Annotated in this window: 24 protein-coding genes; 15 read left to right on the top strand and 9 right to left on the bottom strand. The window is 70.6% G+C overall.

All coding sequences use genetic code 11. From position 1 onward, the window contains the following. The first annotated feature begins 62 nt into the window (after positions 1 to 62). Together O3W51_RS15405 and O3W51_RS15400 are read left to right on the top strand one after the other, a co-directional pair. Positions 63 to 1,025: a universal stress protein gene (locus O3W51_RS15405; RefSeq protein WP_269286233.1), complete on the top strand. Its 963-nt coding sequence runs from the start codon at positions 63 to 65 to the stop codon at positions 1,023 to 1,025. A gap of 151 nt (positions 1,026 to 1,176) precedes the next feature. Beyond that, positions 1,177 to 1,635: a pyridoxamine 5'-phosphate oxidase family protein gene (locus O3W51_RS15400; protein ID WP_269286190.1), complete on the top strand. Its 459-nt coding sequence runs from the start codon at positions 1,177 to 1,179 to the stop codon at positions 1,633 to 1,635. Positions 1,636 to 1,674: 39 nt separating this feature from the next. On the opposite strand, the gene O3W51_RS15395 is transcribed toward O3W51_RS15400, so the two are convergent. Continuing rightward, on the bottom strand, positions 1,675 to 3,390 hold the full coding sequence (locus tag O3W51_RS15395; protein WP_269286187.1) for a sensor histidine kinase: 1,716 nt from the start codon (positions 3,388 to 3,390) through the stop codon (positions 1,675 to 1,677). 281 nt (positions 3,391 to 3,671) lie between these two features. Between O3W51_RS15395 and O3W51_RS15390 the strand changes: the two genes are divergently transcribed. From O3W51_RS15390 to O3W51_RS15365, 6 genes are all read left to right on the top strand, one after another. Then, positions 3,672 to 4,385: a response regulator gene (locus tag O3W51_RS15390; protein ID WP_138352842.1), complete on the top strand. Its 714-nt coding sequence runs from the start codon at positions 3,672 to 3,674 to the stop codon at positions 4,383 to 4,385. A 241-nt stretch (positions 4,386 to 4,626) separates the two neighbouring features. Beyond that, complete coding sequence (locus O3W51_RS15385; protein WP_138352843.1) at positions 4,627 to 5,118, top strand: Crp/Fnr family transcriptional regulator; 492 nt, start codon at positions 4,627 to 4,629, stop codon at positions 5,116 to 5,118. A gap of 132 nt (positions 5,119 to 5,250) precedes the next feature. Continuing rightward, positions 5,251 to 7,644 (top strand): phosphoketolase family protein, encoded by a 2,394-nt coding sequence (locus O3W51_RS15380; protein ID WP_138352844.1) that lies wholly within the window; start codon positions 5,251 to 5,253, stop codon positions 7,642 to 7,644. 79 nt (positions 7,645 to 7,723) lie between these two features. Then, entirely contained in the window at positions 7,724 to 7,957 is a 234-nt protein-coding gene (locus O3W51_RS15375; protein ID WP_138352845.1) for a DUF5133 domain-containing protein, read from the top strand. Between the two features lie 185 nt (positions 7,958 to 8,142). Then, positions 8,143 to 10,455, top strand: coding sequence for a terpene synthase family protein (locus tag O3W51_RS15370; RefSeq protein ID WP_138352846.1), 2,313 nt, complete (start codon positions 8,143 to 8,145; stop codon positions 10,453 to 10,455). 272 nt (positions 10,456 to 10,727) lie between these two features. Further along, positions 10,728 to 11,630 carry an oxidoreductase gene (locus tag O3W51_RS15365; RefSeq protein ID WP_198357650.1) on the top strand — a complete coding sequence of 301 codons (903 nt, stop codon included), beginning with the start codon at positions 10,728 to 10,730 and terminating at the stop codon, positions 11,628 to 11,630. Between the two features lie 62 nt (positions 11,631 to 11,692). Here the strand turns inward: O3W51_RS15365 and fusA are convergent, their stop codons facing one another. Beyond that, entirely contained in the window at positions 11,693 to 13,789 is a 2,097-nt protein-coding gene (gene fusA, locus O3W51_RS15360) for an elongation factor G (RefSeq protein ID WP_198357649.1), read from the bottom strand. A 586-nt stretch (positions 13,790 to 14,375) separates the two neighbouring features. On the opposite strand from fusA, the gene O3W51_RS15355 reads away from it, so the two are divergent. Further along, positions 14,376 to 14,543: a hypothetical protein gene (locus O3W51_RS15355; RefSeq protein ID WP_269286180.1), complete on the top strand. Its 168-nt coding sequence runs from the start codon at positions 14,376 to 14,378 to the stop codon at positions 14,541 to 14,543. Here the strand turns inward: O3W51_RS15355 and O3W51_RS15350 are convergent. Further along, on the bottom strand, positions 14,540 to 15,898 hold the full coding sequence (locus O3W51_RS15350) for a hypothetical protein (protein ID WP_269286178.1): 1,359 nt from the start codon (positions 15,896 to 15,898) through the stop codon (positions 14,540 to 14,542). The genes O3W51_RS15355 and O3W51_RS15350 overlap by 4 nt on opposite strands. A gap of 81 nt (positions 15,899 to 15,979) precedes the next feature. Further along, a complete protein-coding gene (locus tag O3W51_RS15345; RefSeq protein ID WP_187145353.1) occupies positions 15,980 to 16,204 on the bottom strand; it encodes a hypothetical protein in 225 nt (74 codons plus the stop codon). 166 nt (positions 16,205 to 16,370) lie between these two features. Here O3W51_RS15345 and O3W51_RS15340 point away from each other — a divergent pair, with 166 nt between their 5' ends. Continuing rightward, entirely contained in the window at positions 16,371 to 16,880 is a 510-nt protein-coding gene (locus O3W51_RS15340) for a mycothiol transferase (RefSeq protein WP_138352458.1), read from the top strand. Positions 16,881 to 16,940: 60 nt separating this feature from the next. On the opposite strand, the gene O3W51_RS15335 is transcribed toward O3W51_RS15340, so the two are convergent. Both O3W51_RS15335 and O3W51_RS15330 read right to left on the bottom strand, forming a co-directional pair. Then, entirely contained in the window at positions 16,941 to 17,954 is a 1,014-nt protein-coding gene (locus O3W51_RS15335; protein ID WP_138352459.1) for a hypothetical protein, read from the bottom strand. A gap of 74 nt (positions 17,955 to 18,028) precedes the next feature. Further along, entirely contained in the window at positions 18,029 to 19,780 is a 1,752-nt protein-coding gene (locus O3W51_RS15330; protein WP_138352460.1) for a serine/threonine-protein kinase, read from the bottom strand. 324 nt (positions 19,781 to 20,104) lie between these two features. Between O3W51_RS15330 and O3W51_RS15325 the strand changes: the two genes are divergently transcribed. Then, positions 20,105 to 20,503, top strand: a complete 399-nt coding sequence (locus tag O3W51_RS15325; protein ID WP_138352461.1) for a hypothetical protein — start codon at positions 20,105 to 20,107, stop codon at positions 20,501 to 20,503. 186 nt (positions 20,504 to 20,689) lie between these two features. Here O3W51_RS15325 and O3W51_RS15320 read toward each other — a convergent pair whose 3' ends face one another. The 3 genes from O3W51_RS15320 to O3W51_RS15310 all read right to left on the bottom strand — a co-directional run bounded on the left by O3W51_RS15320 (position 20,690) and on the right by O3W51_RS15310 (position 22,650). Continuing rightward, positions 20,690 to 21,604: a hypothetical protein gene (locus tag O3W51_RS15320; RefSeq protein WP_244809579.1), complete on the bottom strand. Its 915-nt coding sequence runs from the start codon at positions 21,602 to 21,604 to the stop codon at positions 20,690 to 20,692. A 67-nt stretch (positions 21,605 to 21,671) separates the two neighbouring features. After that, positions 21,672 to 22,154, bottom strand: coding sequence for a GNAT family N-acetyltransferase (locus O3W51_RS15315; protein WP_187145123.1), 483 nt, complete (start codon positions 22,152 to 22,154; stop codon positions 21,672 to 21,674). A 211-nt stretch (positions 22,155 to 22,365) separates the two neighbouring features. Continuing rightward, on the bottom strand, positions 22,366 to 22,650 hold the full coding sequence (locus O3W51_RS15310) for a hypothetical protein (protein WP_138352464.1): 285 nt from the start codon (positions 22,648 to 22,650) through the stop codon (positions 22,366 to 22,368). Positions 22,651 to 23,105: 455 nt separating this feature from the next. Here O3W51_RS15310 and O3W51_RS15305 point away from each other — a divergent pair, with 455 nt between their 5' ends. The 4 genes from O3W51_RS15305 to O3W51_RS15290 all read left to right on the top strand — a co-directional run bounded on the left by O3W51_RS15305 (position 23,106) and on the right by O3W51_RS15290 (position 26,445). Next, the gene (locus O3W51_RS15305) at positions 23,106 to 23,624 is read left to right on the top strand and encodes a hypothetical protein (RefSeq protein ID WP_138352465.1); all 519 of its coding nucleotides are present in this window, start codon (positions 23,106 to 23,108) and stop codon (positions 23,622 to 23,624) included. Between the two features lie 89 nt (positions 23,625 to 23,713). Beyond that, on the top strand, positions 23,714 to 24,559 hold the full coding sequence (locus O3W51_RS15300; RefSeq protein ID WP_138352466.1) for a DUF4097 family beta strand repeat-containing protein: 846 nt from the start codon (positions 23,714 to 23,716) through the stop codon (positions 24,557 to 24,559). A gap of 96 nt (positions 24,560 to 24,655) precedes the next feature. Then, positions 24,656 to 25,657, top strand: coding sequence for an ATP-binding cassette domain-containing protein (locus O3W51_RS15295; protein ID WP_269286172.1), 1,002 nt, complete (start codon positions 24,656 to 24,658; stop codon positions 25,655 to 25,657). Next, a complete protein-coding gene (locus O3W51_RS15290) occupies positions 25,654 to 26,445 on the top strand; it encodes an ABC transporter permease (RefSeq protein WP_138352468.1) in 792 nt (263 codons plus the stop codon). Before O3W51_RS15295 ends, O3W51_RS15290 begins: the two co-directional genes overlap by 4 nt. Positions 26,446 to 26,558: the final 113 nt, after the last annotated feature.

Here is a 26,558-nt window from a genome sequence, read left to right as displayed (position 1 = left end):
GATCCTGCGGCCCTCCTCCCGCCGTCCGGCGGCCGGGAGCCGGCCCCACCCACACCGCCGCCCTGCACGGTTCCCCCGAGAGCATGGCCGCGGCGGACTGGGCGGCCGGCGAAGCACGCCGCCGCGGGCTGACCCTGCGCCTCGTCCACGCAGGCGAATGGCAGCCCGACACCGTCACCCCGCACACGCCGCTGGGCGGTCCCGGCCCCCCGCAGCGCCACTGGGGGGATCGCGTACTGCGCGACGCCGAGGCGCAGGTGCGGCTGCGCCACCCCGATCTGCGGATCGTCGGCGAGCAGATCGCCAACGAGCCCGTGGCGGCCCTCCTGGGCGCCGCGAACGGCTCGGAGATGCTGGTCATCGGCTCACGGGGACTCAGCGCCGTCGCCGGCTTCCTGGTCGGCTCGGTGGCGCTCGGGGTCGTGGGACGGGCCACTCGGCCCGTCGTACTGGTCCGGGCCGGGGAACCGGACGGGACGGCGCAGCCGGCCGACCCCTCCACGACCACGACCGCGACTGGGACCGCGACCGCGACCGCGACCGCGACCGCGACAGCGACTGGGACTGAGACGGCGACCATCCCGGCTCCGCCCCGCCATGTCGTGCTGGGTCTCGACCTGAACAGCCCGGGTGATGCCGTGATCGGCTTCGCCTTCGAGGCCGCCGCCGTGCGTCAGTCGGCGCTGCGCGTCGTCCACGGCTGGTACCTCCCGGCCTACTACAGCTTCGGGACCGCGGACCTCGCCGTGAACCAGGACGTCGGCGGGGAGCTGGCCGAGCAGAAGAGGACCGCGCTGGCGGACGCGCTGCGTCCGTGGCGGGAGAAGTTCCCCGGCGTGAGGGTCACCGCACAGGCGGTGATCGGCCGGGCCTCGCACCATCTGGTGGACTCCGCCCGCGGCGCGGGCCTGGTCGTCATCGGCCGGCGCACCCGCACCTCGGCGATCGGCGCGCACATCGGCTCGGTCACTCACGCCGTGATGCACCACGCCGCCGCTCCGGTCGCCGTCGTCCCGCACGACTGAGTACGACCGAGCACGTCCGCCCGGTGGCGCCCAGGGCCATGTGGCCCTGGTGGGGGACATGCGGCCCTACCGCGTGCGGGCGTCGTGAGGAAGCATGGTCGGTGGGCGAATGGATCGTCATGACGGCATGGACGGTATTGAGGATCGAACGATGCACCGACACAACGGTTTCCGGGAGCTGGATCGCCGGGAGAGTCTGCGTCTGCTGTCTCTGGTGACGATCGGCCGGGTCGTCTACACCGAGGATGCCCTGCCCACGATTCTGCCGGTTCACTTCCTCCTGGACCCGGACGGTGCCGTGCTGTTCCAGGCCTCCGCCGCCTCGCACATGGCGCGCGCGGTGCGGGGTGCGGTGGTCGCGTTCGAGGCGGACCACTTCGACGAGGCCGGCCACACCGGTTGGAGTGTGGTGGTCACCGGCCGCGCTTCCGTGGTCACGAACCCGGTCAAGGAAGCGCGGTTGAGGTCGAGCGGTCCGCGGCCGTGGCTGGAGACGGGTGACGGGATCTTCATCCATGTCGAACCCGAACTCGTGGCGGGGCGCGTCGTCGACCGGAACGGTCATGTCCCGGCGGAGCTGGTCGAGTTGTCGCCGGCCGACATGCCCTGACGGAGGCGGACGCCACGCAGGGAGCCGGTCGGGGATCCGCTATTCCGCCTTCACCGGCACCTGCCAGACGAGGGTGGTCCCGCCGTCCGGCGGGCAGATCAGCTCCATGTCGCCGCCCAGCTGCAGGGCGCGCTCCCGCATGTTCCGCAGGCCGTTGCCGGTCCGTTGCGCCGGAAGTCCGACGCCGTTGTCGGTGGTGGTGAGGACGACCTGCCGGCCGTCGGTCTCCAGGGCCACCTGCACGCGGGTGGCGTGGGCGTGCTTGGCGACGTTGCTGAGCGACTCCGCGAGCACCGCCATCGCATGGTCGGCGACCTCCCGTGGCACCTGGGTGTCCAGCAGCCCTTCCATCCGCACGCTCGGCGTGAAGCCGAGTACCGCGGAGGCGTCGGAGGCGGCCCGCACCGTACGGGCCCTGAGGGTGTGTTCCGCGCCGGTCTCGCGGGACCGCAGGCCGAAAATGGTCGACCGGATGATCTTGATGGTCTCGTCCAGGTCGTCGACAGCGCGCCGGACCCGTTCCGAGGCCTCCGGGTGCTCGATGAAGCGGCCCGCGCTCTGCAGCGTCATCCCGGTGGCGAAGAGGCGCTGGATCGCGAGGTCGTGCAGATCGCGGGCGATCCGGTCCCGGTCCTCCAGCAGCGCGATCTGCTCGGCGCCGGTACGCCGTTCGGCCAGCTCCATCGCCACCGCCGCCTGCCCGGCGAAGCCCAGCAGCGGCTCGATCTCGTCCGCGGTGAAGGAGGTCCCGCCGGCCGCGCGGACCAGCAGCAGTACGCCACGCGGGCCGTCACCCGTACCGATGGGGACCGCGACCGCGGCCTCCAGCCGGTCATTGCGCGGCACGTCCGTGCGGACCGACTCGTCCAGGTTGATGTTCTCGCTGGTCACGGGCTTCCCGGAGGAGAAGGCGGCACCCACGAGGCTGCCCTCGACCGGCACGACCAGACCGCGCAGCGCGGGTGCGTCCCGGCCGATGACGAGTTCGACGGAGAGCGCCGCCGCGTCGTCGACGGGCAGCGCGATAAGGGCGAGTTCCGCACCGGTGATCTCGCGGGCGCGTTCGGCGATGAGGCTGATGACCGCACTGCGCGGACTGCCCGCCATGAGCGTGTGGGTGATCTCCGCGTTGGCCTGGAGCCACCGCTCGCGCCGCCTGGACTCCTCGTACAGCCGGGCGTTGTCGATCGCCACCCCGGCGGCCACGGCCAGCGTGGCCAGGACGGACTCGTCCTCGGCGTCGAACTGCCCGCCGCCGCGCTTCTCCGTCAGATACAGGTTGCCGAAGACGTGGTCGCGCACCCGGATCGGTACCCCGAGGAAGGAGTCCATCGGCGGGTGGTTCGGCGGAAAGCCGTACGAGGAGGGGTGATCGGAGATCCGCGGCAGCCGCAACGGGTGCGGATCGCGGATCAGCACGCCCAGGATTCCGTGCCCCGACGGGTACGCGCCGATCGCGGTGATCTGCTCGGGCGTGAAACCGACCGTCACGAACTCGGCGAGCCGCTCGCCGTCCGGCCCGATCACGCCCAGCGCCGCGTACTCGGCCTTTACCAGTACCGCCGCCGCCTCGACGATATTGCGCAGCACCTGCTCCAGATCCAGCTCACGCCCGACGGAGAGCACCGCCTCCAGCAGGCCGCGGACCTGGTCCCGGGTGCCGCGCGCCGCGTCCAGCCGGTCCTGCAGGTCCTCGAGAAGCTCGTCGATCCGCAGCTGAGGAGACTGCCCGGTGCCCTCGTCGACGTTACCCACCGATATGCCTCCAGGTGCTCGTGACGGAATGCAGGCCCATCGTCACAGCCCCCTCCACCGTACTCGCCCCGGTCCACTCCACGGCGTGCCCGCGGGCGGCGGCCCTCCGGCGGCTGGGCCCCGAAGAGCGGAGAATGGGAGGGTGCGGTGGCGATGACACCACGGATCAGGGCCACCTGGCCCTGTCACCACGGCGCGGGGAGCCGCAGACTGAACGGTGAGCGCCGTTCGGGACCCGTCCGCTGGACGGCGAATCCCGGCGCAGGATTCAGGAGCTCTTGATGTCGGACAGCGACCGTCCCACCCCCGCGGCCGGGATCACGGTCTTCCTCCTCGACGACCATGAAGTGGTGCGGCGGGGGGTGCGTGACCTGCTGGACGACGAACCGGACATCACGGTGATCGGCGAGGCCGGCACCGTGGAGCAGGCCCTCATCCGCATTCCCGCGCTGCGCCCGCAGGTCGCCGTGCTGGACGTGCGGCTGCCGGACGGTGACGGAGTGACGGTCTGCCGGGAGCTCCGCTCCAAGATGCCCGAGCTCGCGTGCCTGATGCTCACGTCCTTCGACGACGAGGAGGCGCTCCTCGACGCGATCATGGCCGGTGCCTCGGGGTTCGTGCTGAAACAGATCCGCGGCTCCGACCTCGTCTCGGCCGTCCGCACCGTCGCCTCCGGACAGTCGACGCTCGACCCCAGCGCGGCGGCCCGGCTGATGTCCAAGCTGCGCGGCGCGGAGGAACCGGCACCGGAACTGGTCGCGCTGCCCAGCCTGACCGAACGGGAGCGGGAGATCCTGGCGCTGGTCGGCGAAGGGCTGACCAACCGGCAGATCGGACAGCGGTTGTACCTCGCGGAGAAGACCGTCAAGAACCACATCTCACGGCTGCTCGCCAAGCTGGGCGTGGAGCGACGCGTCCAGGCCGCCGTGATCGCGACCCAGGCCCAGGACCGGCTGAACCAGGAAGGCCGGCACGACGCCGGTCACCGACGGTGACCGGCGCACACTGACCGTTCGCCCCCGTCCCCGGTTGCTCGTCGGCGGATGCCGCCGCGCAAGCGGGCCACCCCGCCGGCAACTGAGGACGTTCGGGCCCCTGCGCGTCAGCGCCCCCTGGGTGAGGATGGGAGGGCAGGCAGGATTGATGGACAACCGGAGCACGGACAAACCAGAGCGGCGAAGCGCGACCACGCCTGCACACGTCGAAGACCGCGGAGCCGCGGAAACGGACAGTGCGATGTCCACCACACACTCCCTTCTCGACAGGCTCACCACCGCACACCGTGACCGACTCATGGCGTTGTCCACACCGGTCGCCTTTCCCCTGGGCACCCGGATCTTCGACGCCGACCGGACCGCCGAACGCTTCTGGGTCCTGGACCGTGGCGAGGTGACCCTGGACCTGCACGTCCCCGGACGGCAGGCAGCCGTGGTGCAGACCGTCTCGGCGGGCGAACTCCTCGGCTGGTCCTGGCTGTTCCCGCCGTTCCGGTGGCAACTCGGCGCCCAGGCGCACACCGCCGTGCAGGCCTGGGAGTTCCCGGCGGCGGCGGTCCGTGAACTGTGTGTTGCCGATCCCGCTCTGGGACATGAGTTCGTCCTGCTCTGCGCCGCGGTCATCGGAGACCGGCTGCACTCCACGCGCACCCGGCTGCTCGACCTGTACGGCCCGTTCGGGGTGTATCGCGACGGCTCGGTATCGGTGGGCGGCGCGGAGGACGACTTCTGACACCGCGGTTCACGCCGCTGGAAGTGAGGGCCGTTCGGCCCCCCGGATGTCCCTCATCGGCCCAAGAGGCAGGGCCGCACCGCGTCGCAGAGTAGGAGCGACGCCGGTCCGGCGCCTGCGGAGGAGATGGATATGCCTGGCACCAGGTCAGAGACGCAAAAGAACGACACCTACCTTGACGACGCCGAACTGGCGGCACTGAACGCGCACTGGCGGGCGGCGAACTACCTGGCCGTCGGCCAGATCTACCTGATGGCCAACCCGCTGCTCACCGAACCCCTGCTCCCGGAGCACATCAAGCCCCGGCTGCTGGGCCACTGGGGCACCTCGCCCGGTCTCAACCTCGTCCACACCCACCTCAACCGGGTGATCAAGGCACGCGACCAGGACACGCTGTGCGTGTGGGGGCCGGGGCACGGAGGACCGGCGGTACTGGCGAACACCTGGCTGGAGGGGACCTACAGCCGGACGTACCCGGACATCGGCCGGGACGCCTCGGGCATGGGCAAGCTGTTCCGGCAGTTCTCCTTCCCGGGCGGGGTCCCCAGCCACGTGGCACCGGAGACGCCCGGATCGATCCACGAGGGCGGGGAGCTGGGCTACTCGCTCTCGCACGCCTACGGCGCCGCACTGGACAACCCCGGCCTGCTCGTCGCCTGCGTCATCGGCGACGGTGAGGCCGAGACGGGACCGCTGGCCGCCTCGTGGCACTCCAACAAGTTCCTCGACCCGGTGAACGACGGAGCGGTCCTGCCGATCCTGCATCTGAACGGCTACAAGATCGCCAATCCGACGGTCCTGGCACGGATCCCCGAGGCCGAACTCGACGACCTGATGCGCGGGCTGGGCCACGAACCGATCCACGTCACCGGGGACGACCCGCTGCGCGTGCACCAGGACATGGCCCGTGCGATGGACACGGCACTGGACCGCATCGCCCTCATCCAGCGCACCGCCCGCGAGGAGGGCGTTGGAGAACGCGCCCGCTGGCCGATGATCGTCCTGCGCACCCCCAAGGGCTGGACCGGTCCCGCGGAGGTCGACGGGCTGCCCGTCGAAGGCACCTGGCGCGCCCACCAGGTCCCGCTGTCCGGAGTGCGCGACAACCCGGAGCACCTGCGCCAGTTGGAGGCCTGGCTGCAGTCCTACCGGCCGGCCGAGCTGTTCGACGAGCACGGCCGCCCGCGCGACCAGGTGCTGGAATGCCTGCCGGACGACGAACGAAGGCTCGGCGCGAGTGCGCACGCCAACGGCGGTCTGCTGCTGCGGGACCTGCCGATCCCGGCGCTGGAGCGGTACGCCGTTCCCGTCGACAAACCCGGCGCGACCCTCCACGAGCCCACGCGCGTCCTGGGCGACCTGGTGGAGACGATCATGGAGGACACCGCGGAGCGCCGCGACTTCCGGCTGGTCGGCCCGGACGAGACCGCGTCCAACCGCCTGCAGAGCGTCTACCGGGCCACGGGCAAGGCATGGCAGGGCGAGACCCTGGAGGTCGACGAGGACCTGGACCGGCACGGCAGGGTCATGGAGATCCTCTCGGAACACACCTGCCAGGGCTGGCTGGAGGGCTATCTCCTGACCGGCAGGCACGGTCTGTTCTCCTGCTACGAGGCGTTCGTCCACATCGTCGACTCGATGGTCAACCAGCACATCAAATGGCTGCGCGTCTCCCGGCGGCTGCCCTGGCGCCGCCCCATCGCGTCGCTGAACTACCTGCTCACCTCGCACGTGTGGCGGCAGGACAACAACGGCTTCTCCCACCAGGACCCCGGCTTCATCGACCACGTCCTGAACAAGAGCCCCGAGGTCGTCCGGGTCTATCTGCCCCCGGACACCAACACCCTGCTGGCGGTGGCCGATCACGTGCTGCGCAGCCGCGACTACGTCAATGTCGTCGTCGCCGGCAAGCAGCCCTGCTTCGACTGGCTCACCCTGGACCAGGCCCGAGCGCACTGCGCCCGCGGCGCCGGGGTCTGGGAGTGGGCCGGCACGGAGGACGGCACCGGCGAGCCCGATGTGGTGCTGGCGTGCGCCGGGGACGTTCCCACGATGGAAGTCCTGGCCGCCGCGCAACTGCTGCGCGTCCATCTGCCGGAGCTGAGGGTGCGGGTCGTGAACGTGGTCGACCTCGCCCGGCTGCTGCCGAAGGAGGAACACCCGCACGGCATGCACGACGCCGAGTACGACGCCCTGTTCACCCGCGACCGGCCGGTCGTCTTCGCGTACCACGGCTACCCGTGGCTCATCCACCGGCTGGCCTACCGCCGTGCCGGCCACGCGAACCTGCATGTGCGCGGTTACAAGGAGGAGGGCACCACCACCACGCCGTTCGACATGGTGGTCCGCAACGACCTCGACCGCTACCGCCTGGTCATGGACGTCATCGACCGCGTTCCCGGCCTCGCCGTCCGCGCCGCCTCCGTCCGGCAGGACATGGAGGACGTGCGGCTGCGCCACCACGCCTGGATCCGCGAACACGGGGTGGACCTGCCCGAGGTCGCGGACTGGACCTGGACCGGCTGAAACCGGCCGCACGCCACCGTCGTGCAGGGCTGACGCACGAAACCGCCGCACCGAACCGCCGAGCCGAGGGAGTTCCACGATGCTGATGGCCCACCCCGCCGTACTGCGGAACCTGCTGGAACGTTACGACGCCCTGCAGTTACTCGCCCGCTCCGACGCCGTCGACCCGTACGTCCACCGCCAACTCCAGGACACCGCGTACACGTTGTGCGTCTCCACCGGCACCCGGGACATCGGGGCGGCGCTCCTCGCCGCCCGCGAGCAGACCCGGCCGATTCCCACCGCTCCCCGCACGCCCACCGCGGTCGGCTGAGGTCTGGATCCGTCGTCGCGCCGGTTCTGCGGAGTCAGCCGTCTGCAGAACCGGCCGCTCGTTCGGGGTGTTTTGGCGGAACGTCATACTTTCGTGTGAGACGACGCGGTACTCCGTATGGCCACCGGCTCCTTGGGCATGACTGGGCCTGACCAACTGGCGCGCAAAATTGGAGGGGCGGCCCAGTGACTCAGCCGTTTGACCTGCCCGAGTTCTACATGCCGTACCCGGCCCGGCTCAACCCGCATCTGGAAGCGGCCCGTGAGCAGTCCAGGGTCTGGGCCCGGGGAATGGGCATGTTGGAGGGTTCAGGGATCTGGGAGCAGAAGGACCTCGACGCCCACGACTACGCCCTGCTGTGCTCGTACACCCACCCGGACTGCGACGCCGACGTGTTGTCGCTGGTCACCGACTGGTACGTGTGGGTGTTCTTCTTCGACGACCACTTCCTGGAGCTGTACAAACGGACTCCCGACCGGGAGGGCGGCAAGGAGTATCTGGACCGGCTGCCGGCGTTCATGCCGATGGATCTGGCGGACGGCTTCCCGGAGCCGCGCAACCCGGTGGAGGCCGGGCTCGCCGACCTGTGGGCGCGCACCGTGCCGAGCATGTCGTACGCCTGGCGCGAGCGCTTCGCGGAGTCGACCCGCAACCTCCTCAACGAGTCCCTGTGGGAACTCGCCAACATCGACACCGGGCGGATCGCCAACCCCGTCGAGTACATCGAGATGCGCCGGAAGGTGGGCGGGGCGCCCTGGTCCGCGGGGATCATCGAGTTCGCGGCGAACGCCGAGCTCCCGGTCCCGGTCGCGGGGACCCGTCCGCTGCGCGTCCTCACCGACGCCTTCTCGGACGGCGTCCACCTGCGGAACGACCTCTTCTCGTACCAGCGGGAGGTGGAGGAGGAGGGCGAACTCAGCAACGGTGTCCTGGTGTTGGAGACCTTCCTGGGCTGTACGACCCAGGAGGCGGCCGAGGCCGTCAACGATCTGCTCACCTCGCGGCTGCAGCAGTTCGAGAACACCGCGCTGACCGAAGTCCCGGCGCTCTGCGTGGAGAAGGGCCTGGATCCGGCGCAGTGCGCCGCCGTCGCCGCGTACGTGAAGGGGCTCCAGGACTGGCAGTCCGGCGGCCACGAGTGGCATCTGCGCTCCAGCCGCTACATGAACGAAGGCGCGGTCACCACCCCGAACGCCCTGTTCGGGGGAGCCGTCGGCACGTCGGTCCTGGACATCAAGACGCTCTTCGGCCGGCCGGCCAAGGCCCGGCTGCGGAGCCACAGCAACGTGCCGCGCCGGCACGTCGGCCCCTCCCGACTACCGGACTTCGACCTGCCGTTCACTCTGACGGTCAGTCCGCACCTCGATCACGCGCGGAAGGAATCCGTCGCCTGGGCCGGACGGATGGGCCTGCTCGCCGACATCTGGGACGAGGCCAAGCTCGCCGGCTACGACTTCGCCCTCTGCTCGGCCGGCCTCGATCCGGACGCCACGCGTGAGGAACTGGAGCTCAGCGCGGAGTGGCTGACCTGGGGGACCTACGGCGACGACCTGTACCCGCTCGCCTTCGGCCGCACCCACGACCTCGCCGGCGCGAAGCTGTGCACCGATCGTCTGAAGGCCTGTATGACCGTCGAGGACCCGGCCGTCGGAGCCGCCCTGGCGGTCACCCCGATGGAACGCGGCCTCGCGGACCTGTGGGGCCGCACCATCGTGCCCATGGACATGGACCAGCGCCGGGCCTTCCAGCGCACCATCGAGGTCATGCTGGACAGCTGGCTGTGGGAACTCCACAACCAGCACCAGAACCGCATCCCCGACCCCATCGACTACCTGGAGATGCGCCGGTTCACCTTCGGCTCCGACCTCACCATGAGCCTGTGCCGGATGCGGCACGGCAAGAAGCTGCCGCCGGGGATCTATGAGAGCGGCACGTTGCGCGCGATCGAGAACGCGGTCTCCGACTACGGATTCCTGATCAACGACGTCTTCTCGTACCAGAAGGAGATCCAGTACGAGGGAGAGATCCACAACCTCATCCTCGTCGTCGAGAACTTCTTCGACTGCGACTATCCGACCGCCCTGAAGATCGTCGCGGATCTGATGTCGTCCCGGCTCGCCCAGTTCCAGCACGCGATGGAGCACGAACTTCCCGTGCTCTACGACGACTTCGACCTGGACGCCGAGGGCCGGGCGACCATGGACGAGTACATGAAGGAACTGCAGGACTGGCTCGTCGGCATCCTCAACTGGCACCGGGGCGTGCGCCGCTACTACGACGCCGACCTGCCGAGCACCCTGCCCTACAGCGGCGTCCCCCACACACCCACCTCTCGGACCACCCTCCCGTCCGAGCCCCTGGCACTGCCGTCCCTGCCTTCCCCGGAAGGACACGCCTGGGCCACCCCAGCCGGCCTGGGCACCTCGGCCGCCCGCATCTTCTTGCCCTCACCCGCAGAGCGCTCCCACGACCGCGGCGCCCGCCGCGGCGCCGTCTGAGGCGCCGCAGCGATTTCAGGGCCGCGCCTCGGCAGTGTCGACACTGCCGAGGAGCGGCCCTGCACGGTAGAGCGTCATGCCGGCGGGCGTCCCCGCCGGCGGTGTGATGTCGTTGCCGATCTCAACCTGAATCCCCGGCCGCGGATTCCCGCTCCGGATGTGATGATCACCGCACCTCTCCCGGCTTCCCGGCACGCCGACCGGCGCCTCATAATCCGATCTCCGCAGTGCTGCCGGGACCACCGGACGAAGATCGATCGAGAGGACCGCTCTTGCCCGCACGGACGATCACCGCCGAGGCCGCAGGTACCTGGAAGCTCGGTGACCTGACGGTCAACCGGATCGGACTCGGCGCGATGCGCCTGACCGGGAGTGCCGCGTTCGATCTCGGGACGCCGAGCGACCGTGAGCGGTCGATCACGGTGCTGCGCCGGGCGATCGAGCTCGGTGTGAACCACATCGACACCGCCGCGTTCTACTTCTCGTCGCTGCGCTCCGCCAATGAGCTGATCAATCGGGCGCTGGCCCCGTACCCGGACGATCTGGTGATCGTCACGAAGGTCGGTCCGAGCCGGGACGCTTCGGGTGCGTGGCTGCCCTGGCCCACGCCGGACCAGTTGCGCGGGCAGGTGGAGGAGAACCTGCGGCAGCTCGGACGGGACCACCTCGACGTGGTGAATCTGCGGATGAACGCACCCGGCTCGATCGCCGAGCACTTCGGGGCGCTGGCCGAACTGCGGGACGCCGGTCTCATCCGTCATCTGGGGCTGTCGAACGTCCGCGCCGAACATCTCGCCGAGGCCCAGGCCATCGCGCCCGTCGTCTGCGTGCAGAACCGCTACGGCATCGACGCGCGGCGCCCGCGTACCGACGACTTCCTGAACCTCTGCGGGGAGCAGCGGATCGCGTTCGTGCCGTTCTTCGCCATCGCCGGTGAAGGGCGCGAGTCGGGCGCGACCGGTGCGGAGAACGCCCAGGTACGCGCCATCGCGGACGCGCGCGGTGTGTCGTCCGCGCAGGTCCGGCTCGCCTGGACGCTCCAGCAGGGTCCGCACGTGCTGGCCATTCCGGGGACCGGCAATCCGGACCACCTCACCGCCAATGTCGCCGCGGGCGCGCTGCGTCTCACGGAGCAGGAGATGACCCTCCTCGACGCGCCCGAGGCCGAGGCGTAGCGGGTCCCGCGAGCCGGCCCCGCTCGCATGGAGGCGAGCGGGGCCGGCCCTGAGCTACCGGCTCAGCGGGCTTCCACCGAGGCCGGGGCCGGCGCGTAGCCGGTGGGCCGGGCGGTGAACGTGCCCCGGCCCTGGGTCCGGCTGCGCAGCCGGGTCGCGTAGCCGAACAGCTCGGCCAGCGGCACGGCCGCGGTGATCACCGCCGTGCCCGCCCGCGCTGTCGAGCCCGAGACCCGGCCGCGCCATGCGGCCAGATCACCGAGCACTCCGCCCACGGCGTCGTCCGGCACCGTGACCGTGACCTCGACCACCGGCTCCAGCAGCACCATCGCGCTGGCGCGCAGTGCCTCCCGGAGCGCGAGCCGGCCGGCCGTACGGAACGCCATCTCCGAGGAGTCCTTGGGATGGGTGGCTCCGTCGGTCAGCGTGACCCGCAGTCCGGTGACCGGGTGACCGCCGAGGGGACCCTCGATCAGAGCGTCCCGGCAACCGGCCTCCACCGCCCGGACGTACTCCTGCGGAACCCGTCCACCGACGACGGCCGACCGGAACACGAACTCCACCGCACTGCCGCCGCTGCCGTCGCCGATGGCGTCGGTGGCATCCAGCGGATCCACGTCGAGGACGACATGGGCGAACTGGCCGGCGCCGCCGTCCTGCTTGACGTGCCGGTACAGCAGTCCGGTGACGCCGCGGGAGACCGTCTCCCGGTAGGCCACCTGCGGGCGGCCGACGCCGATCTCCAGACCGTGGGCGCGGCGGATCTTCTCCACCGCGACCTCCAGATGCAGTTCGCCCATGCCCGACAGCACCGTCTGACCCGTCTCGGCGTCGGTCCTGACCACCAGCGAGGGATCCTCCTCGACCAGCCGCACCAACGCCGACACCAACCGGTCCGTATCGGTGCTCCTGCGAGCCTCGACCGCTACGGAGACGACCGGATCGGCCGTCGTCGGCGGTTCGAGGACCAGCGGGGCCTCGGGTACGCACAAGGTCGCTCCGGCGCGGGCGGCCTTCGGCCCGATCACCGCGACGATGTCCCCGGCGACCGCCTGGTCCATCTCCGCGTGCCGGTCGGCCTGTACCCGGAGGATCCGGCTGATCCGCTCGGAGCGCCGTGCGCCCACGTCCATCACCGTGTCTCCCTTCCGGATCGTTCCCGAGTACACCCGCAGATAGGTCAGCCGCCCGGTGGACGTCGACGTCACCTTGAACACCAGCGCCGCGAACGGCGCCGAAGGATCGGCGGCCCGCTCCTCCTCCATGCCGCGCAGGGTGCCGCGTACCGCCGGCACGTCCAGCGGCGACGGCAGATAGGTCCCGACGGCGTCGAGCAGCGGCTCGATGCCACGGTTGCGGTAGGCCGCACCGCACAGCACCACAACGCCCTCACCGGTACGGGTCAGGTCGCGCAGTGCCGCGGCCAGCGTCGGCGCGGAGATCGTCGACCCGGCACAGAACTCCTCCAACGCGAGCGGATGGAGTTCCGCCACCGCCTCTTCGAGCAACCGGCGGCGCCGGTGCGCCTCTTCGAGCAGGGCCTCGGGTACCGGGCCTTCCTCGAACGTGTCACCGTCGCCGGCCCAGACCAGCGCGCGCATGCGGAGCAGATCCACCACGCCGGTGAACCCGTCCTCCTTGCCGATCGGGAGCTGGACCACCAGCGGAGCCGGATGCAGCCGCTCCCGGATCGACTCGACGGCCGCGTCGAGGTCGGCGCCGACACGGTCCAGCTTGTTGACGAACGCGATCCGCGGTACGCCGTGCCGGTCGGCCTGCCGCCACACCGACTCGCTCTGCGGTTCGACCCCGGCGACGGCGTCGAACACCGCGACCGCGCCGTCGAGGACGCGGAGCGAGCGCTCCACCTCGTCGGCGAAGTCCACATGGCCGGGCGTGTCGATCAGGTTGATCCGGTGCCCGTCCCACGCGCAACTCACCGCGGCGGCGAAGATGGTGATGCCACGGTCGCGCTCCTGGGAGTCGAAGTCGGTGACGGTCGTCCCGTCGTGCACCTCGCCCCGCTTGTGGGTGGCGCCGGTGAAGTACAGGATCCGTTCGGTGACGGTGGTCTTTCCGGCGTCGACGTGGGCGAGGATGCCCAGATTGCGGACGGCGGTCAGTGGATTGACGGGTTGACGATGCAGGTCGGTACGCACGGCCCATGGCCTTTCGGGGTGATCCTGGGAACGGGTCGGCGCGATTCCGGACGAAGACGGCCTGCGACCAGGCCGCACGGAACCCTCTGACGCGGCACATCCGACGCGGCACATCGCATCAGGCCGTACCCGCTCAGCGGTTCACCACCGGACGGGACGGGTACAGGGGGGTCGGAGCAGAGGTCAGGCGTTCGTCACGGACATCCAGTGGCAGCCGCGCAGCCGGCACTGGGGGCACGAAGACACCAGGATCACCTCGTACCGTGACTGGGGAACAACGACAGCGGTGCGGTAACGCATGGCCGGTCTCCCCTCACTGGTCACGGTGCGCGCCGCGATGACGAAGACGTGGCGGCGCGCGATTCGTTGCGAGTGTAGTGAACCGGGGTGCGGGTGGGGAACCGGATTTCGGAACCCCTTCCGAACCCACCTCGACGATCTGATCGAGGCACTGGCGAAGGCGTTGGCCCACGAGAGCCAAGTCCCTTGCGAGCACGGCCCGGACGGTCATCCTCACCTGCCGGGCAGCGGACCGCCGGCCGCTGAACTCGGCATCAGACTGAGCCACCCGGCGGACGCCGCCTCCATGAACTCGACCGCGAAACGTCGGGCAGGGGGCCGTCGTTGGAGACCCTGCTCTGCCCGGCGTTCATGGCCGGCCTGCCCGCGGTTCCTCGGCGAGGTCGCCGACGAGGCGGTGAGCGATCTGGAGCGCCTGATCGAGGACGACGACGCGGACGCGGACGAGGACTAGCCCGTCCGTCCGATGACGTCGAGGACCTGCTCCGCCACCTCGGGGCGGTGCTCGCGGAGGTCCAGAGTGCCGCTGGGGTTGCTGACCGCGTTGGCCACGAGCAGCTTCATGACGGCCCAGAGCGGATCGGCCTGTCCCGTCAGGGTGACCTGCTGCCCGTCGGGACCGATCACCACGGCCGGGCCGACCCCGGCAAGAAGGTTGGTGCGTTCCCAGTCGATGTCGTACGACCTCCTGTTCGGGCTGACGCGGACGACGACCTCCTTGGTACGGTGCAGCAGCGCCAGGTAGTTCATCGGCACCGTCAGCTTGCGCCGCACGTCGAAGGGGGCGCCGCCGTCCTCAGGGCGGATGCGCAGCATCGTCTTCACCACCGGGCCGTCGGCCTGGAAGGTGGTCGTGCCCCGGATCTCGAGGAACCGGGCGCGGGCCAGCCGCCCTCCTCTGCGCGCCCAGCCCTTGCCGACACGGCCGAACGCTCCCTTTTCGCCGGGGAGGTCGTCGACCACCCAGGTCGGCCCCTCGCCCGGCGGCGCCGGGCGGTCCCGGTCCGCCACGGCGGTGCGGGCCCGCTCGGCCAGCCCCGCTATTCGTGCTGCGACCTCGGGTTCGAGTCGCTCGAGAACGACCGTGTCGACGACCAGGGCGATGTCGCCGGCGGCGCGCGAGATCTGCATCTGTTCCATCAGGAGGTCGGGATGTCCGGTCAGCTCGACGCTCCGGCCGTCGAGCCCGAGCACCTTGCAGGTTCTGGCACCGGACAGCAGGGCGCTGCGCGGCCAGTCGACGCCCAGCACCGTGGAGCTGTCCGGATCGACGTAGACGGCGAGGCGTCCGGCGGTGACGGCGGCCAGACACAGCGGTTGCACCCGTACTTCGTCGGTGGTCTCGAAGGAATCGATCCCGTCACCGCGCACCAGGAGCTTCATCCGGATCAGGGGCCTGACCTCGGTGGGGTCGAAGTCGCCGACGTAATGGACGAAGCTCGCCTCCGAGTCGGGGGTGTACGACACGAACGTCGCTTCCAGAACATCGGCCCTGGCCAACCGGCCCTGCCGGATGTGGTCGTCGGCGCGCGGAGACCACAGGGCGAACGCATCGTCCTCGTGGTGGCCCGCGTCCTCGATGACGTCCCCGCGGCTGATCCGCGGGAAGTCCGCCCGCGCGAGACGCTTCGCCGAGAAGGGCACGGACAGGGCACCGAGCAGCCCCAGGCCGAGGGAAGCCGCCGACAACCTCCCATCGACTCCGGGTCCGGCAGCGGCCACGGCGATGAGGAGGACCACGGGCACCGAGAGATTGATGAAGACGGCGAGAACGAAGTTTCCGACGTACCTACGGGCGTAACCCTGCATGGCCCCTCCTCCGTTGAACGGCTGCCCCTTGATACCACTGACGGGCGGACCGGTCACGGTGGGAGCCCCGTCGAACGTCGCTCAGGAGCGGGCCAGTTCACGCAGCGCCATGCGCGCCGCCGGTGCCCGTCCGGTATGTGCCTCCCAGTACGGATGTGTGGACACCTGGACGGAGAGCCGGTGCAGACGGCGGCGCAGTGCCGTGGTCTGTGCGGCGGTGCTGCTACTGGTGCGGTCGGCGAGTTGGCCGTACACGGCGTACCACTCGCGCTGTGCTTGCAGGAGGTCGTGGGGGAAGGAGTACATCACCCGCTAATTCAAGCACGTGTTCGAATTGCGGCGCAGCGGCGACGCCGGTGATTTTTCCCGGCCGGTCCGGCCGGCGCCCCGCCGCCCGTGCTCCCGCCCACCCCGCCGGCCGGCGTGCACAATCGGAAGGGTCGGAACGTCGCCACTTTCTGAGGAGTCACGGATGAACAGCGCGGAGCTACTGGCCGATGCCTTCGGCCGGGTCCAGGAAACCGTCCACGGCGCCGTCGAAGGGCTCGGCGCGGACGAGCTGTCCGTGCGTCTCGACGGTGAGGCCAACTCGATCGGCTGGCTGGTGTGGCATTTGACGCGCATTCAGGACGACCATGTCGCCGACCTGGCGGGCACCGAGGAGATCTGGACCGCCGAGGGCTGGTTCGACCGCTTCCAGCTGCCCTTCTCCACCGGAGCCACCGGCTACGGCCACCGCACCGACGACGTGGCCGCCGTACGCGTCGACACCCCGGCGCTGCTCCTGGGCTACTACGACGCCGTTCACGAGCACACCGTCGGCTACGTGCGAGGGCTCAGCGAGGCCGACCTCGACCGCGTCGTCGACGAAGCCTGGACCCCGGCGGTGACGCAGGGCGTACGCCTCGTGAGCGTCATCTCCGACGATCTGCAGCACGCGGGCCAGGCCGCCTTCATCCGTGGCGTCCTGCGGCGGCGCTGACGCGCCGGGCCGCTGTGTTCACCGTGCTCGACCACCAAAGGCTCGACCACCAGAGGTGAGTCAGCTTTTGGCGTCGGCGACCTTGGCGAACCAGCTCTCGGTCTCCGCCGCGTCCAGCACGCCTTCCAGCACGAGCTTACCGGGCATCCCGGGGAAGAAGCGGCCGGCGGGCCACCCGCGTGAGTACGGCGGCGGGTCGAGCACCAGGAGCCGTACGTCGTCCACGACCGGGATGTCGGACGGTGTGCCCTCGTTCCAGATCCATGTCCCGTCGGGTGCGGCCAGGTTGAACGCACCGGTCGTGGGCACCTGGCCCGGGGAGTTCCGGCACACGGCGACGGCCTCGGGGGTGGGCGCCTCGCCGGGGACGTGCCCGGCGCCGACCAGTTCGGCGGCCAGCAGGGTGTGGAGCTGGAAGTTGTCACCGAGCCCGCTCATCCGCATCCGGTAGCCGGACCGGCTCTCCCGGTGCAGGACCACCAGCGGTTCGTCGTCGAGGACGAGCAGCGCGTAGGTGAGGCACTTCAGCTCGTCGCCGCTCACCTCGGCGAGGTGGCGGGCGGCCGTGACCAACTCCTGGCGTCCGTCCACCTGGGCCCGTACCGACCGGTGGCTGAGCATGGCGACCGTGGCCATCTCCCACTGCGGCAGCGACCACCAAGCCTGGGCGGCGTCCGCGCCGACCCGGGCGACCACCGCGGCCTCCGGGCCGCTCCCGTCGGCGTGCGGCAGGTCGCCGCCGCCGGTGGCGGCCCACCGCTCGACGAACTCCGCCGCGCCGGCGAGTGCCTTCCCCAACTCCGCGAAGATCGCCGGGGCGCACCCGGCGGGATCGGCGCCGCGCTCCACACAGGCACCCACGAGGACAGCGATCACCGAACGGGGGCCGGCCGGCACCTCGGGCAGGAGCGCGGCGAGCCGCGGTGCGGCCGCGGCGAGTTCGGCGTCGTCCGCCCGCTGGAAGGACTGCTGCAGCTTCCCGAAGGACTTCCCCGACGCCCGGGAGTCCTGCGCGCGCACCGCGGCCTCGAAGGCGGCGACGGCGTCGGTGAACGTAGCTCGTGCGAATATCACTCGCGCACCCTACCGGCCCGGTCGGACAGTACGACCGGCCCGGTGGGGGAGCGGGGACGGGCCCCGGCAGAGGCTCAGCAGTGGTAGGCGGGGCCCTTCTGTTTGGTGAGGTTGTCGTTGGACATCCAGCCTGCGGTCTTGGTGCCGTCGATCCGCACGTAGGTCCAGGTGTGGCCGTACGCGTTGAGGATGAAGCAGTGGTAGAAGACCTTCGCTCCCGACTTGGCCATCGCCACGTCCGGGCATACCGCGTACGGGCCGGTCGTGAGGTGGAAGCTGCCGGTCATGTAGCCGTAGGTGCCTGGATGCGGGTCCTGGTGGGTCCATCCGGTGCAGCTCTTCGACACCGCGCTCGCCGACGTGCTGGGGGCCGCCGGCGACGACGGCGCACCCCCGGCCTTGCTGCCGGAGGCGGAAGGGCTGCCGGCGTCACCCGGACTCGTGCCGCCGGACGGCTTCGTGGGCTTTCCGGACGTGCGAGAGGAGGACGCGGACGCTCCCGGGGACTTCGAGCCGGTCTTCTTGCCGGTCTTTCCATCGGCCTTCTCGCCCGCGATGTTGGCCTCGCCCTGCGGGGTGCCACTGGAGCCGGCCGCGTGGTTCTGCTGCCCGGCACCGCCCGAATCACCCGTTCCCACCAGGGCGTACGCCAGTCCGCCGCCGGCCAGTACAACGGCGGCGGCCGCCGCCGCGACGGTGATGCGGCCGCGGTTACGACGGCGCGAGGGGAGCGGCTCGGTGCGCCGTTCCCTGCCACCGGCGGGGGAGACGAGAGGACCGCCCGAGCCGCCCAGGCCGGCGGACGGCCGGTATCCGGCGGCTCCGGGTGGCGGCGCCGCTTCCGCGGGAGACGCGGCGGGTGCGGGCGGCCGCCCGGCGGATGCGTTGCCCGCTCCCGCGACGGCCGGAGGCACCGGCCGGCGCAGCGGAGCGGCTCCCGCCACGGACGCGGGCGGCACACTCGTGCCGCTCCCGGCGGCGACCGTCTCCAGCATCCGGCGCGCCTGGTCGGCGGACGGGCGGTCCGCCGGTTCCTTGGACATCAGTGCGAGGAGCACCGGCGCCAGCGGGCCGGACTGCCGGGGTTCCGGCAGCGGGTCCCCGACGATCGCGTTGAGCGTGGACCAGACGGAGGTGCGGCGGAACGCCGAACCGCCCTCCACCGCCGCGTAGAGCGTCATGCCGAGCGCCCAGATGTCCGAAGCGGGGCCGGGCTCCTGGCCCTTGGCGCGCTCCGGCGCGAGGAAGTCGAGCGAACCGACGATGACCCCGTCCTGGGTCAGCTTGGTCATCGCGTCCTCGTCGGGGGCTTCCACACTGGCGATGCCGAAGTCGGTGAGCACCACCCGCCCACTGCGGTCGAGGAGCACATTGCCGGGCTTGACGTCCCGGTGCAGCACCCCGGCCCGGTGCGCCGCGTCGAGCGCGTCCATCACCTTGGCGCCGATCGCGGCGGCCTCGCGCGGATCCATCGCGCCGTTCTCCGCCAGCACGTCGTCGAGGGAGGGGCCCTGGATCAACTCCATGACGATGACCGGCAGTCCCTGCTCCTCGGTCACGTCGTGCACGGTGATGACACCGCTGTGACGGATACGGGCGGCGGCCCGCGCCTCGCGCTGCATCCGGGCCCGGAGGTCGGCCAGTTCGGGTCCTGACGCGTCGTTGTACGCGCGCAGGACCTTGACCGCGACCTCCCGGCCCAGCACCTCGTCCACCGCGCGGCAGACGACGCCCATGCCGCCCCGGCCCAGCTGCGCGGTCACCCGGTAACGCCCGGCTATGACCGTGCCGACCAGTTCGCCGCCGTTCGTGTCCCCCGTCGTCACCCTTGCTCCGTCCCATCCTGTTCAATTCCGTCGCGCGTCGCCCGGCTGTCGTCCGTCTGCCGTCCGGCGGTCTTCCGGCGGTCTTCCGTGTCCGCGACGTGGCGGGCTCCAGCGTAGGGGGTGAGGTCAGGGGCGGTGGCTGCCGGGTCGTCCGGCCACGGCCGCGTCAACCCCCTAAAGCTGGGGATACCTGGATCTTCGCGGTCGGATCACTATCGGAACGGTCGTCGCGAGGCGTTCTCCCACCGATCCGGATGAGGGGACACCCCTGCGAGGCATCCGCACCTCAGCGCATCCGCGCTCAGTTCCGATGGAAGGGGAATCATGAAGAAGTCGCACCGATTGATGACGTTGTCGGCGACCGTGGGGCTCATGGCCGGCGGCGGGTTCTTCGCCTCGTCGGCCTCTGCGGGCACCGTGGCGTCGGCCGCCCCGAAGGCTCCTGTCCTGGTCAGCAAGCAGATCTCGGCCGCGGGGTCGCCGGCGGCGACCCTCTGCTGGACGGGGGTCCGCGACGAACAGCCGCTGACCTGGTTCGGTGCGCCGGTCACGGCGTCACAGCCCGTCGTCGCCTCCGCCTCCGAGGGCGTTCTCCATGGAGAGGGCGCCAACGACGCACACGTCTACTCGGAAGGCGTCACCGTGCTCAACAGCGCGGTGATCGTCAGGATCCACACGGGCTGGGGCGATCCGCTCAACGTCTGCGTCCACTACCTCGGCTGAGGCCGGCACCGTCAACGATGAGTCCGTGGCAATAGTATGGTAATAACAAGCCCTTTGGCTTCCCCATTGTCCTTGAGGAAAGGACCGAACAAGCAGCGGGGGAGCGGGGCTTACGGCAGTGCTTACGGCGAGGCTCACAGCGAGGCGGCTCACGAGGTCACGCCCAGGAAGAACCGCAGCGCGGAACTACACCTGTGATGCGGCGTGTTGGTCCTCGGCGGCCCGGCGCAGCTGCTCCATCTTCGGGGGCAGGAGCCGTCGCAGTTCCTCGTACCGGGAGCGCCCGGCGCGGTAGGAGGTGATCAGTCCGTTCTCCTCCAGCGGCATCCCGGCCGGCCGCAGGGTGGCCCGGCCGTCGTCGTCCAGGGTGCCCGCGTGGTTCATGCGGAGGCTCACCCACAGGCGGGTGGTGCCGTGCGCGTGGCTCATCAGATCGGCGCGCAGCGGCAGCCACCGGTCGAGTGCGGCCCGGCTCAGGTCCGACAGCGGCAGCCATTCGCTCTCGGTCGCGACGCCGGTGCCGTGCTGCGGCTGCCGCCGCGAATGGATTCCGGTGTGCGGGCGGCTGTCGTCGCCGGTGAGATGCGTGACGCGCTGCACGGTCAGTTCGCCGGACCGTGATCGGGTGTCGAGCAGCAGGGCGAGTACGGCGGTCAGCCGGATCCGGCCGGGGGAGAGGTGGCCGCCGAGGTCCTGGCCGAGCTGCCGCCGCAGCGCGGCGAGCTGACCTGACTCGGGGGTGGGCCGCAGTATCGGGGTGCCGCCGCCGAGCGGCAGTCGGGGCAGGCCCAGTGCCTGCCGGGCGAGGTTCAGACAGTCGTAGCGGGCCTGGTTGGTGGGCGGGGAGGTCGGCGGGCGCCGTCCGCCGACGAGCCGGTGGCGCAGCGCGCCGGACTCGGCGAGGCGCAGGTAGGTCTCCAACGTTGCGGTCTCCAGCAGCCGTCGCAGGTTGCGCCGGGCCGTCACCGGCAGCGCGTCCCGCTCCAGCGCCGCCGCGAGTTCCCGCCGCACCATGCCCAGCTGCCGCCGGCGGGCTTCTCCTACGCCGGGCAGCGCGGCGAGCAGCGTGTCGAGTGCGGTGAGGGAGGGGTAGCCGGGCACTCGTCGATTGTCGCGCACCGATGGCTGGTCTCGCCCATGAGCCGCGTGGGTGGGGGAGTGCGGCGCGTCACGGTGTCGCGTGGTCGTACCGGAGCCATACGTAGGCAACCGGTTGGATGGCGTTCCAGCTCTCGGCGAGGCGGGGGTCGACCGGTGCGAAGCCGGCGGCCCGGTAGCACCGCAGGGCGCGGTCGTTGTCGGGGTGCACGCGCAGGAAGACGGCGGTATGACCCGTCAGCAGTGCCTGGGTGAGCAGCTCGCGGACCAGGGTCCGTCCGTGACCATTCCCGCGGGCGTCGGGGGCGACGATGATCCGGGCGAGCTCGATCTCCTGCTCCTCGGCGTCGATCCACAACTCCCCGTAGCCGATGGGTCTTTCGCCGTCGACGAGCAGATGCGCCCGGACGTCGTCGGCCTGCTGCCAGGCCTCGACCGTGCGCGCGGGCAGGGGGAACTCCCGCAGGCCGCACCACATCGACACCTCTGCGGGGGTGAGCGGCCAGCCGGCCACCATGACCGCGTGCGTCCGGTCGAAAGGCAGAAGATCCATGGTCCCGCAGGTGATCGGTGGCGGATCCCGTCCGGGTCCGCCTTCCGCTGTGGTGTGCACCTGAGTATGGGTCCCCGACCGTCCTGGGTACATGTCCTGGGCGCGGGCTTCCGGGCGCACGCCCTGGGCACAGGCTTCCGGACCGGCAAAGCGCCTGGAAGGGCGGCCACGACGCCGGCCCGACGGTCTCCGCCGTTCGGGTGATGCCCGCTTACGCCTCGGGCACCCAGTAGTCGTGCACCGGCGAGACCTTCGGCATCTCGCCCATGGGGAGTCCGAGCTCCTGCGCGGCCGGCATGAGGAGGTCCGAGAACGTCCGCATGCTCTCCTCGGACTCCCAGACGTCGAAGATCTGCATCCCCGAGCCGGTCGGGATGGCGACGTGGGACATACAGCCCTTGAACGTGTCACCGGGCAAGGCCTGGAGCTTGGCGTTCAGGGCGTCGTACTGTGCGGTCGTCACGCCTGCCAATTCGGCCTGGATGAAAATCGCCATGGGGGTCTCCTCCGTGTGGCTTTTCCGGTTCCTCCCCGCCGCCCCGATGACGGCCTGCGCCGGAGCCAGCACACCACGGGCGTCCGCCGACGGCATTCCGTTCGGCGCCATCCGGGTGCGGCCTGCCGGCCTCCCGGAAAGTCGGCGGCGCGGAAGCCGGCCGCCGGCAAGTCGGCCGCAGGGCGCGGTCTGTACACCACCGTCGCCCTGCGCCGCGGCGGGACGCCCGTGGCCGTGCCCGCGCTCACTCCCGGAACGGTGACCACCGACTGGCAAGGAGCGATGGCACCGCTTGGCGCCACTCCGCGACAATCTGGCGCCATGAACCCCCGCCCTCTCCCGTACGCCCTTGACCTGCAATGACGTACCTGTCTGTCGTTCCTCGGCCATGCCACGCGCCACGGGTGGCGCCTTTGTGCTTGCCAATGGCGCCATAGTGGTGCCACTATTGCGTCATGGACCTCACGCCGTACGTCGAAACACTCCGCAGGGAACTGGCGGTGGCCGCCGAAGCCGGGGGTGACGAAGCCCGCGAGCTCGCCGAGCGGCTGACCGCGCCGCTGGAGTCGGCCACCCGCCTGACCATGCTCAATGTGCTGTCCGCCGCCATGGCCGAGGTCACCCGTGAACTCGCCCCCGGCTCGGTCGACGTACGACTGCGCGGTCTCGACCCCGACTTCGTCGTGATGCTGCCGCAGCACGAGGACCGGAGCGAACCCCTCGACGCACCGGCGCCCGCACCGGCCCCGGTCCCCGCCGACACGGACGAGGGCGGCACCGCCCGCGTCAATCTGCGCCTGCCCGCCCATCTCAAGAACCGTGCCGAGGACGCCGCGGCACGCGAGGGCCTCTCTGTCAACGCATGGCTCGTACGGGTCGTGTCGGCCGCGGTCGACACGGGCGACGCCACCACCCCCCGTACTCCCGGGAAGACCAGGACCATCGGCCAGAGCTTCACGGGCTGGGTGCACTGACCAGCCCTTCAGAACACTTCCACTCACACCACGTCCCACCAGCGGGGACGCCACGAAAACCCAGGACGACCCAAGAGGACGGGACAGCCATGCCTGCTTTCGACACTCCCCAGCCGATCTCGGTCAACGCCCGCGTGGACGCGGGATCCATCCAGTTCGCCGCGGCCGACCGCGCCGACACCGTCGTGGACGTGACTCCCCGCGACCCGAAGAAGGACAAGGACGTACGGGCCGCCGAGCAGACCGAGGTCACCTACTCGGGCGGTGTCCTGACCATCAGGACACCCAAGACGCGCTATCTCGTCGGGGCCACCGGCGCCGTCGACGTGACGGTCGAGCTGCCCACCGGCTCACGCGTCGAAATGACCGGCTCCTGGACCCAGGTGCTCGGCGAGGGCCGGCTCGGCGAGGTCCGCGTGAAGACCTCGTCCGGCGACGTCCGCCTCGACACGACCGGGCCGCTGCACCTGACCGCGTCCCACGGCTCCATCACCGTGGACCACGTCGAGGGCTCCGCCGAGGTCACCACCAGTTCCGGCAGCCTGCGCGTCGGCACCGTCAACGGCACCGCCGTCCTGAAGAACTCGCACGGCACCACGACCGTCGGCACCGCGACCGGCGACCTCCGGGTCAGCGGCTCCAACGGCGACATCACCATCGAGCGCGCCGAGGGCTCGGTCGCCGCCACCACCGCGAACGGCACCCTGCGCGTCGCCGAAGTCGCCCGTGGGAACGTCCAGTTGGAGACCAACTACGGCGCCATCGACATCGGTATCCGTGCGGGCACCGCGGCTTGGCTCGACGTCAGCTCCGGCCGCGGGCAGGTACGCAACGCGCTCGACGCCTCCGAGGCTCCGGAGAAGACCGAGGACACCGTCGAGGTCCGCGCCCGGACCCGCTGGGGCAACATCGACATCCGCCGCGCCCGCGCCTGACAGTCCGCCCCGCACTCCTTCCAGCGCTCCTTCCAGCACTCCCTTCCAGTCACTTCATCCAGTTGCTTCGTTCCAGCCTTCGATCGGGAGAGGCCCATGCCTTCATCTGTCATGCCCATGCCCAATAGTGGCGACGGTCAGAAGCCGCCCGCCGCCGTCTCCGCCGTCGGCCTGCGCAAGTCCTACGGCGACAAGCTCGTGCTCGACGGGATCGACCTGCGCATCCCGGCGGGTACCGTCTTCGCGCTGCTCGGCCCGAACGGCGCCGGCAAGACCACCGCCGTCAAGATCCTCTCCACGCTCATCACCGCCGACGGCGGTCAGGCCCAGGTCGGGGGCCACGACCTGGCCGCCGATCCGCAGGCGGTGCGTGCCGCGATCGGTGTCACCGGGCAGTTCTCGGCCGTTGACGGTCTGATCACGGGTGAGGAGAACATGCTCCTGATGGCGGATCTGCACCACCTGCCGAAGCAGGAGGGGCGGCGGGTCGCCGCCGAGCTGCTGGAGCGCTTCGATCTGGTGGAGGCGGCGAAGAAGCCGGCCTCCACCTACTCGGGCGGTATGAAGCGGCGCCTCGACATCGCCATGACGCTGGTCGGGAACCCGCGGATCATCTTCCTCGACGAGCCGACCACCGGTCTCGACCCGCGCAGCCGGCACAACATGTGGGGGATCATCCGCGAGTTGGTCTCCGACGGCGTCACCGTCTTCCTCACCACCCAGTACCTGGACGAGGCCGACGAGCTCGCCGACCGTATCGCGGTGCTCAACGACGGGAAGATCGCCGCCGAGGGCACCGCGGATGAGCTGAAGCGGCTCATTCCGGGTGGTCATGTCCGGCTGCGGTTCTCCGATCCGGCCGTGTACCAGGCCGCCGCCGTCGCCCTGCGTGAGGTCACGCGGGACGACGAGGCGCTGGCGCTGCAGATCCTCTGCGACGGCAGTCAGCGCGAGCTGCGCGTCATCCTCGACTGGCTGGACGCGGCCGAGATCGAGGCGGACGAGCTGACCGTGCACACCCCCGACCTCGACGACGTCTTCTTCGCCCTGACCGGCGGGAACAACGTCCCCAACCAGTCCAAGGAGACCGTCCGATGAGTGCCTTCTCCCTCGCCGTCCGCGACTCGAACACGATGCTGCGCCGCAACCTCCTGCACGCCCGGCGCTACCCGTCCCTCACCCTGAACCTGCTGCTCACGCCGATCATGCTGTTGCTGCTCTTCGTCTACATCTTCGGCGATGTGATGAGCGCGGGCATCGGTGGCGGCGGCGCCGACCGCTCCGACTACATCGCCTACATCGTCCCGGGCATCCTGCTGATGACCATCGGCGGAACCGTGGTCGGGACCGCGGTGTCGGTCTCCAACGACATGACCGAGGGCATCATCGCCCGCTTCCGCACGATGGCGATCCACCGTGGCTCGGTGCTCGTCGGGCACGTCGTCGGCAGCGTGCTGCAGTCGGTCATGAGTGTGGTCCTCGTCGGCGCCGTCGCCATGGCCATCGGCTTCCGGTCCACGGACGCCACCGTCCTGGAGTGGCTGGCGGCGTTCGGGCTGCTCGTGCTCTTCGCCATGGCGCTCACCTGGATCGCCGTCGGCATGGGCCTGATCAGTCCGAACGCCGAGGCCGCCAGCAACAACGCACTGCCGATGATCCTGCTGCCGCTCTTCTCCAGCGCCTTCATCCCGATCGACACCATGCCGGGCTGGTTCCAGCCGATCGCCGAATACCAGCCCTTCACCCCGGCCATCGAGACGCTGCGCGGCCTGCTGCTCGGCACCGGGATCGGCAACAACGGATGGCTCACCATCGCCTGGAGCCTGGGCCTGACCGTACTCGGATACTTCTGGTCGACCTCGAAGTTCAACCAGGACCCCAAGTAACCGCCATGACGACGCGGGCCCCTTCCCGCAACTCCTCCCGCCCCAGGGCGGCGTACCCGACACCGCGTCGGCGTACGCCGCCCGGGCGTTTCTACGCTCCGCTGCCCGCCGCG

The organism is Streptomyces sp. H39-C1, from assembly GCF_027158125.1.
Lineage (GTDB): Bacteria > Actinomycetota > Actinomycetes > Streptomycetales > Streptomycetaceae > Actinacidiphila > Actinacidiphila fildesensis.
Note: the sequence above shows the minus strand (reverse complement) of the source record. Positions and strands in the feature narration are given on the sequence as shown.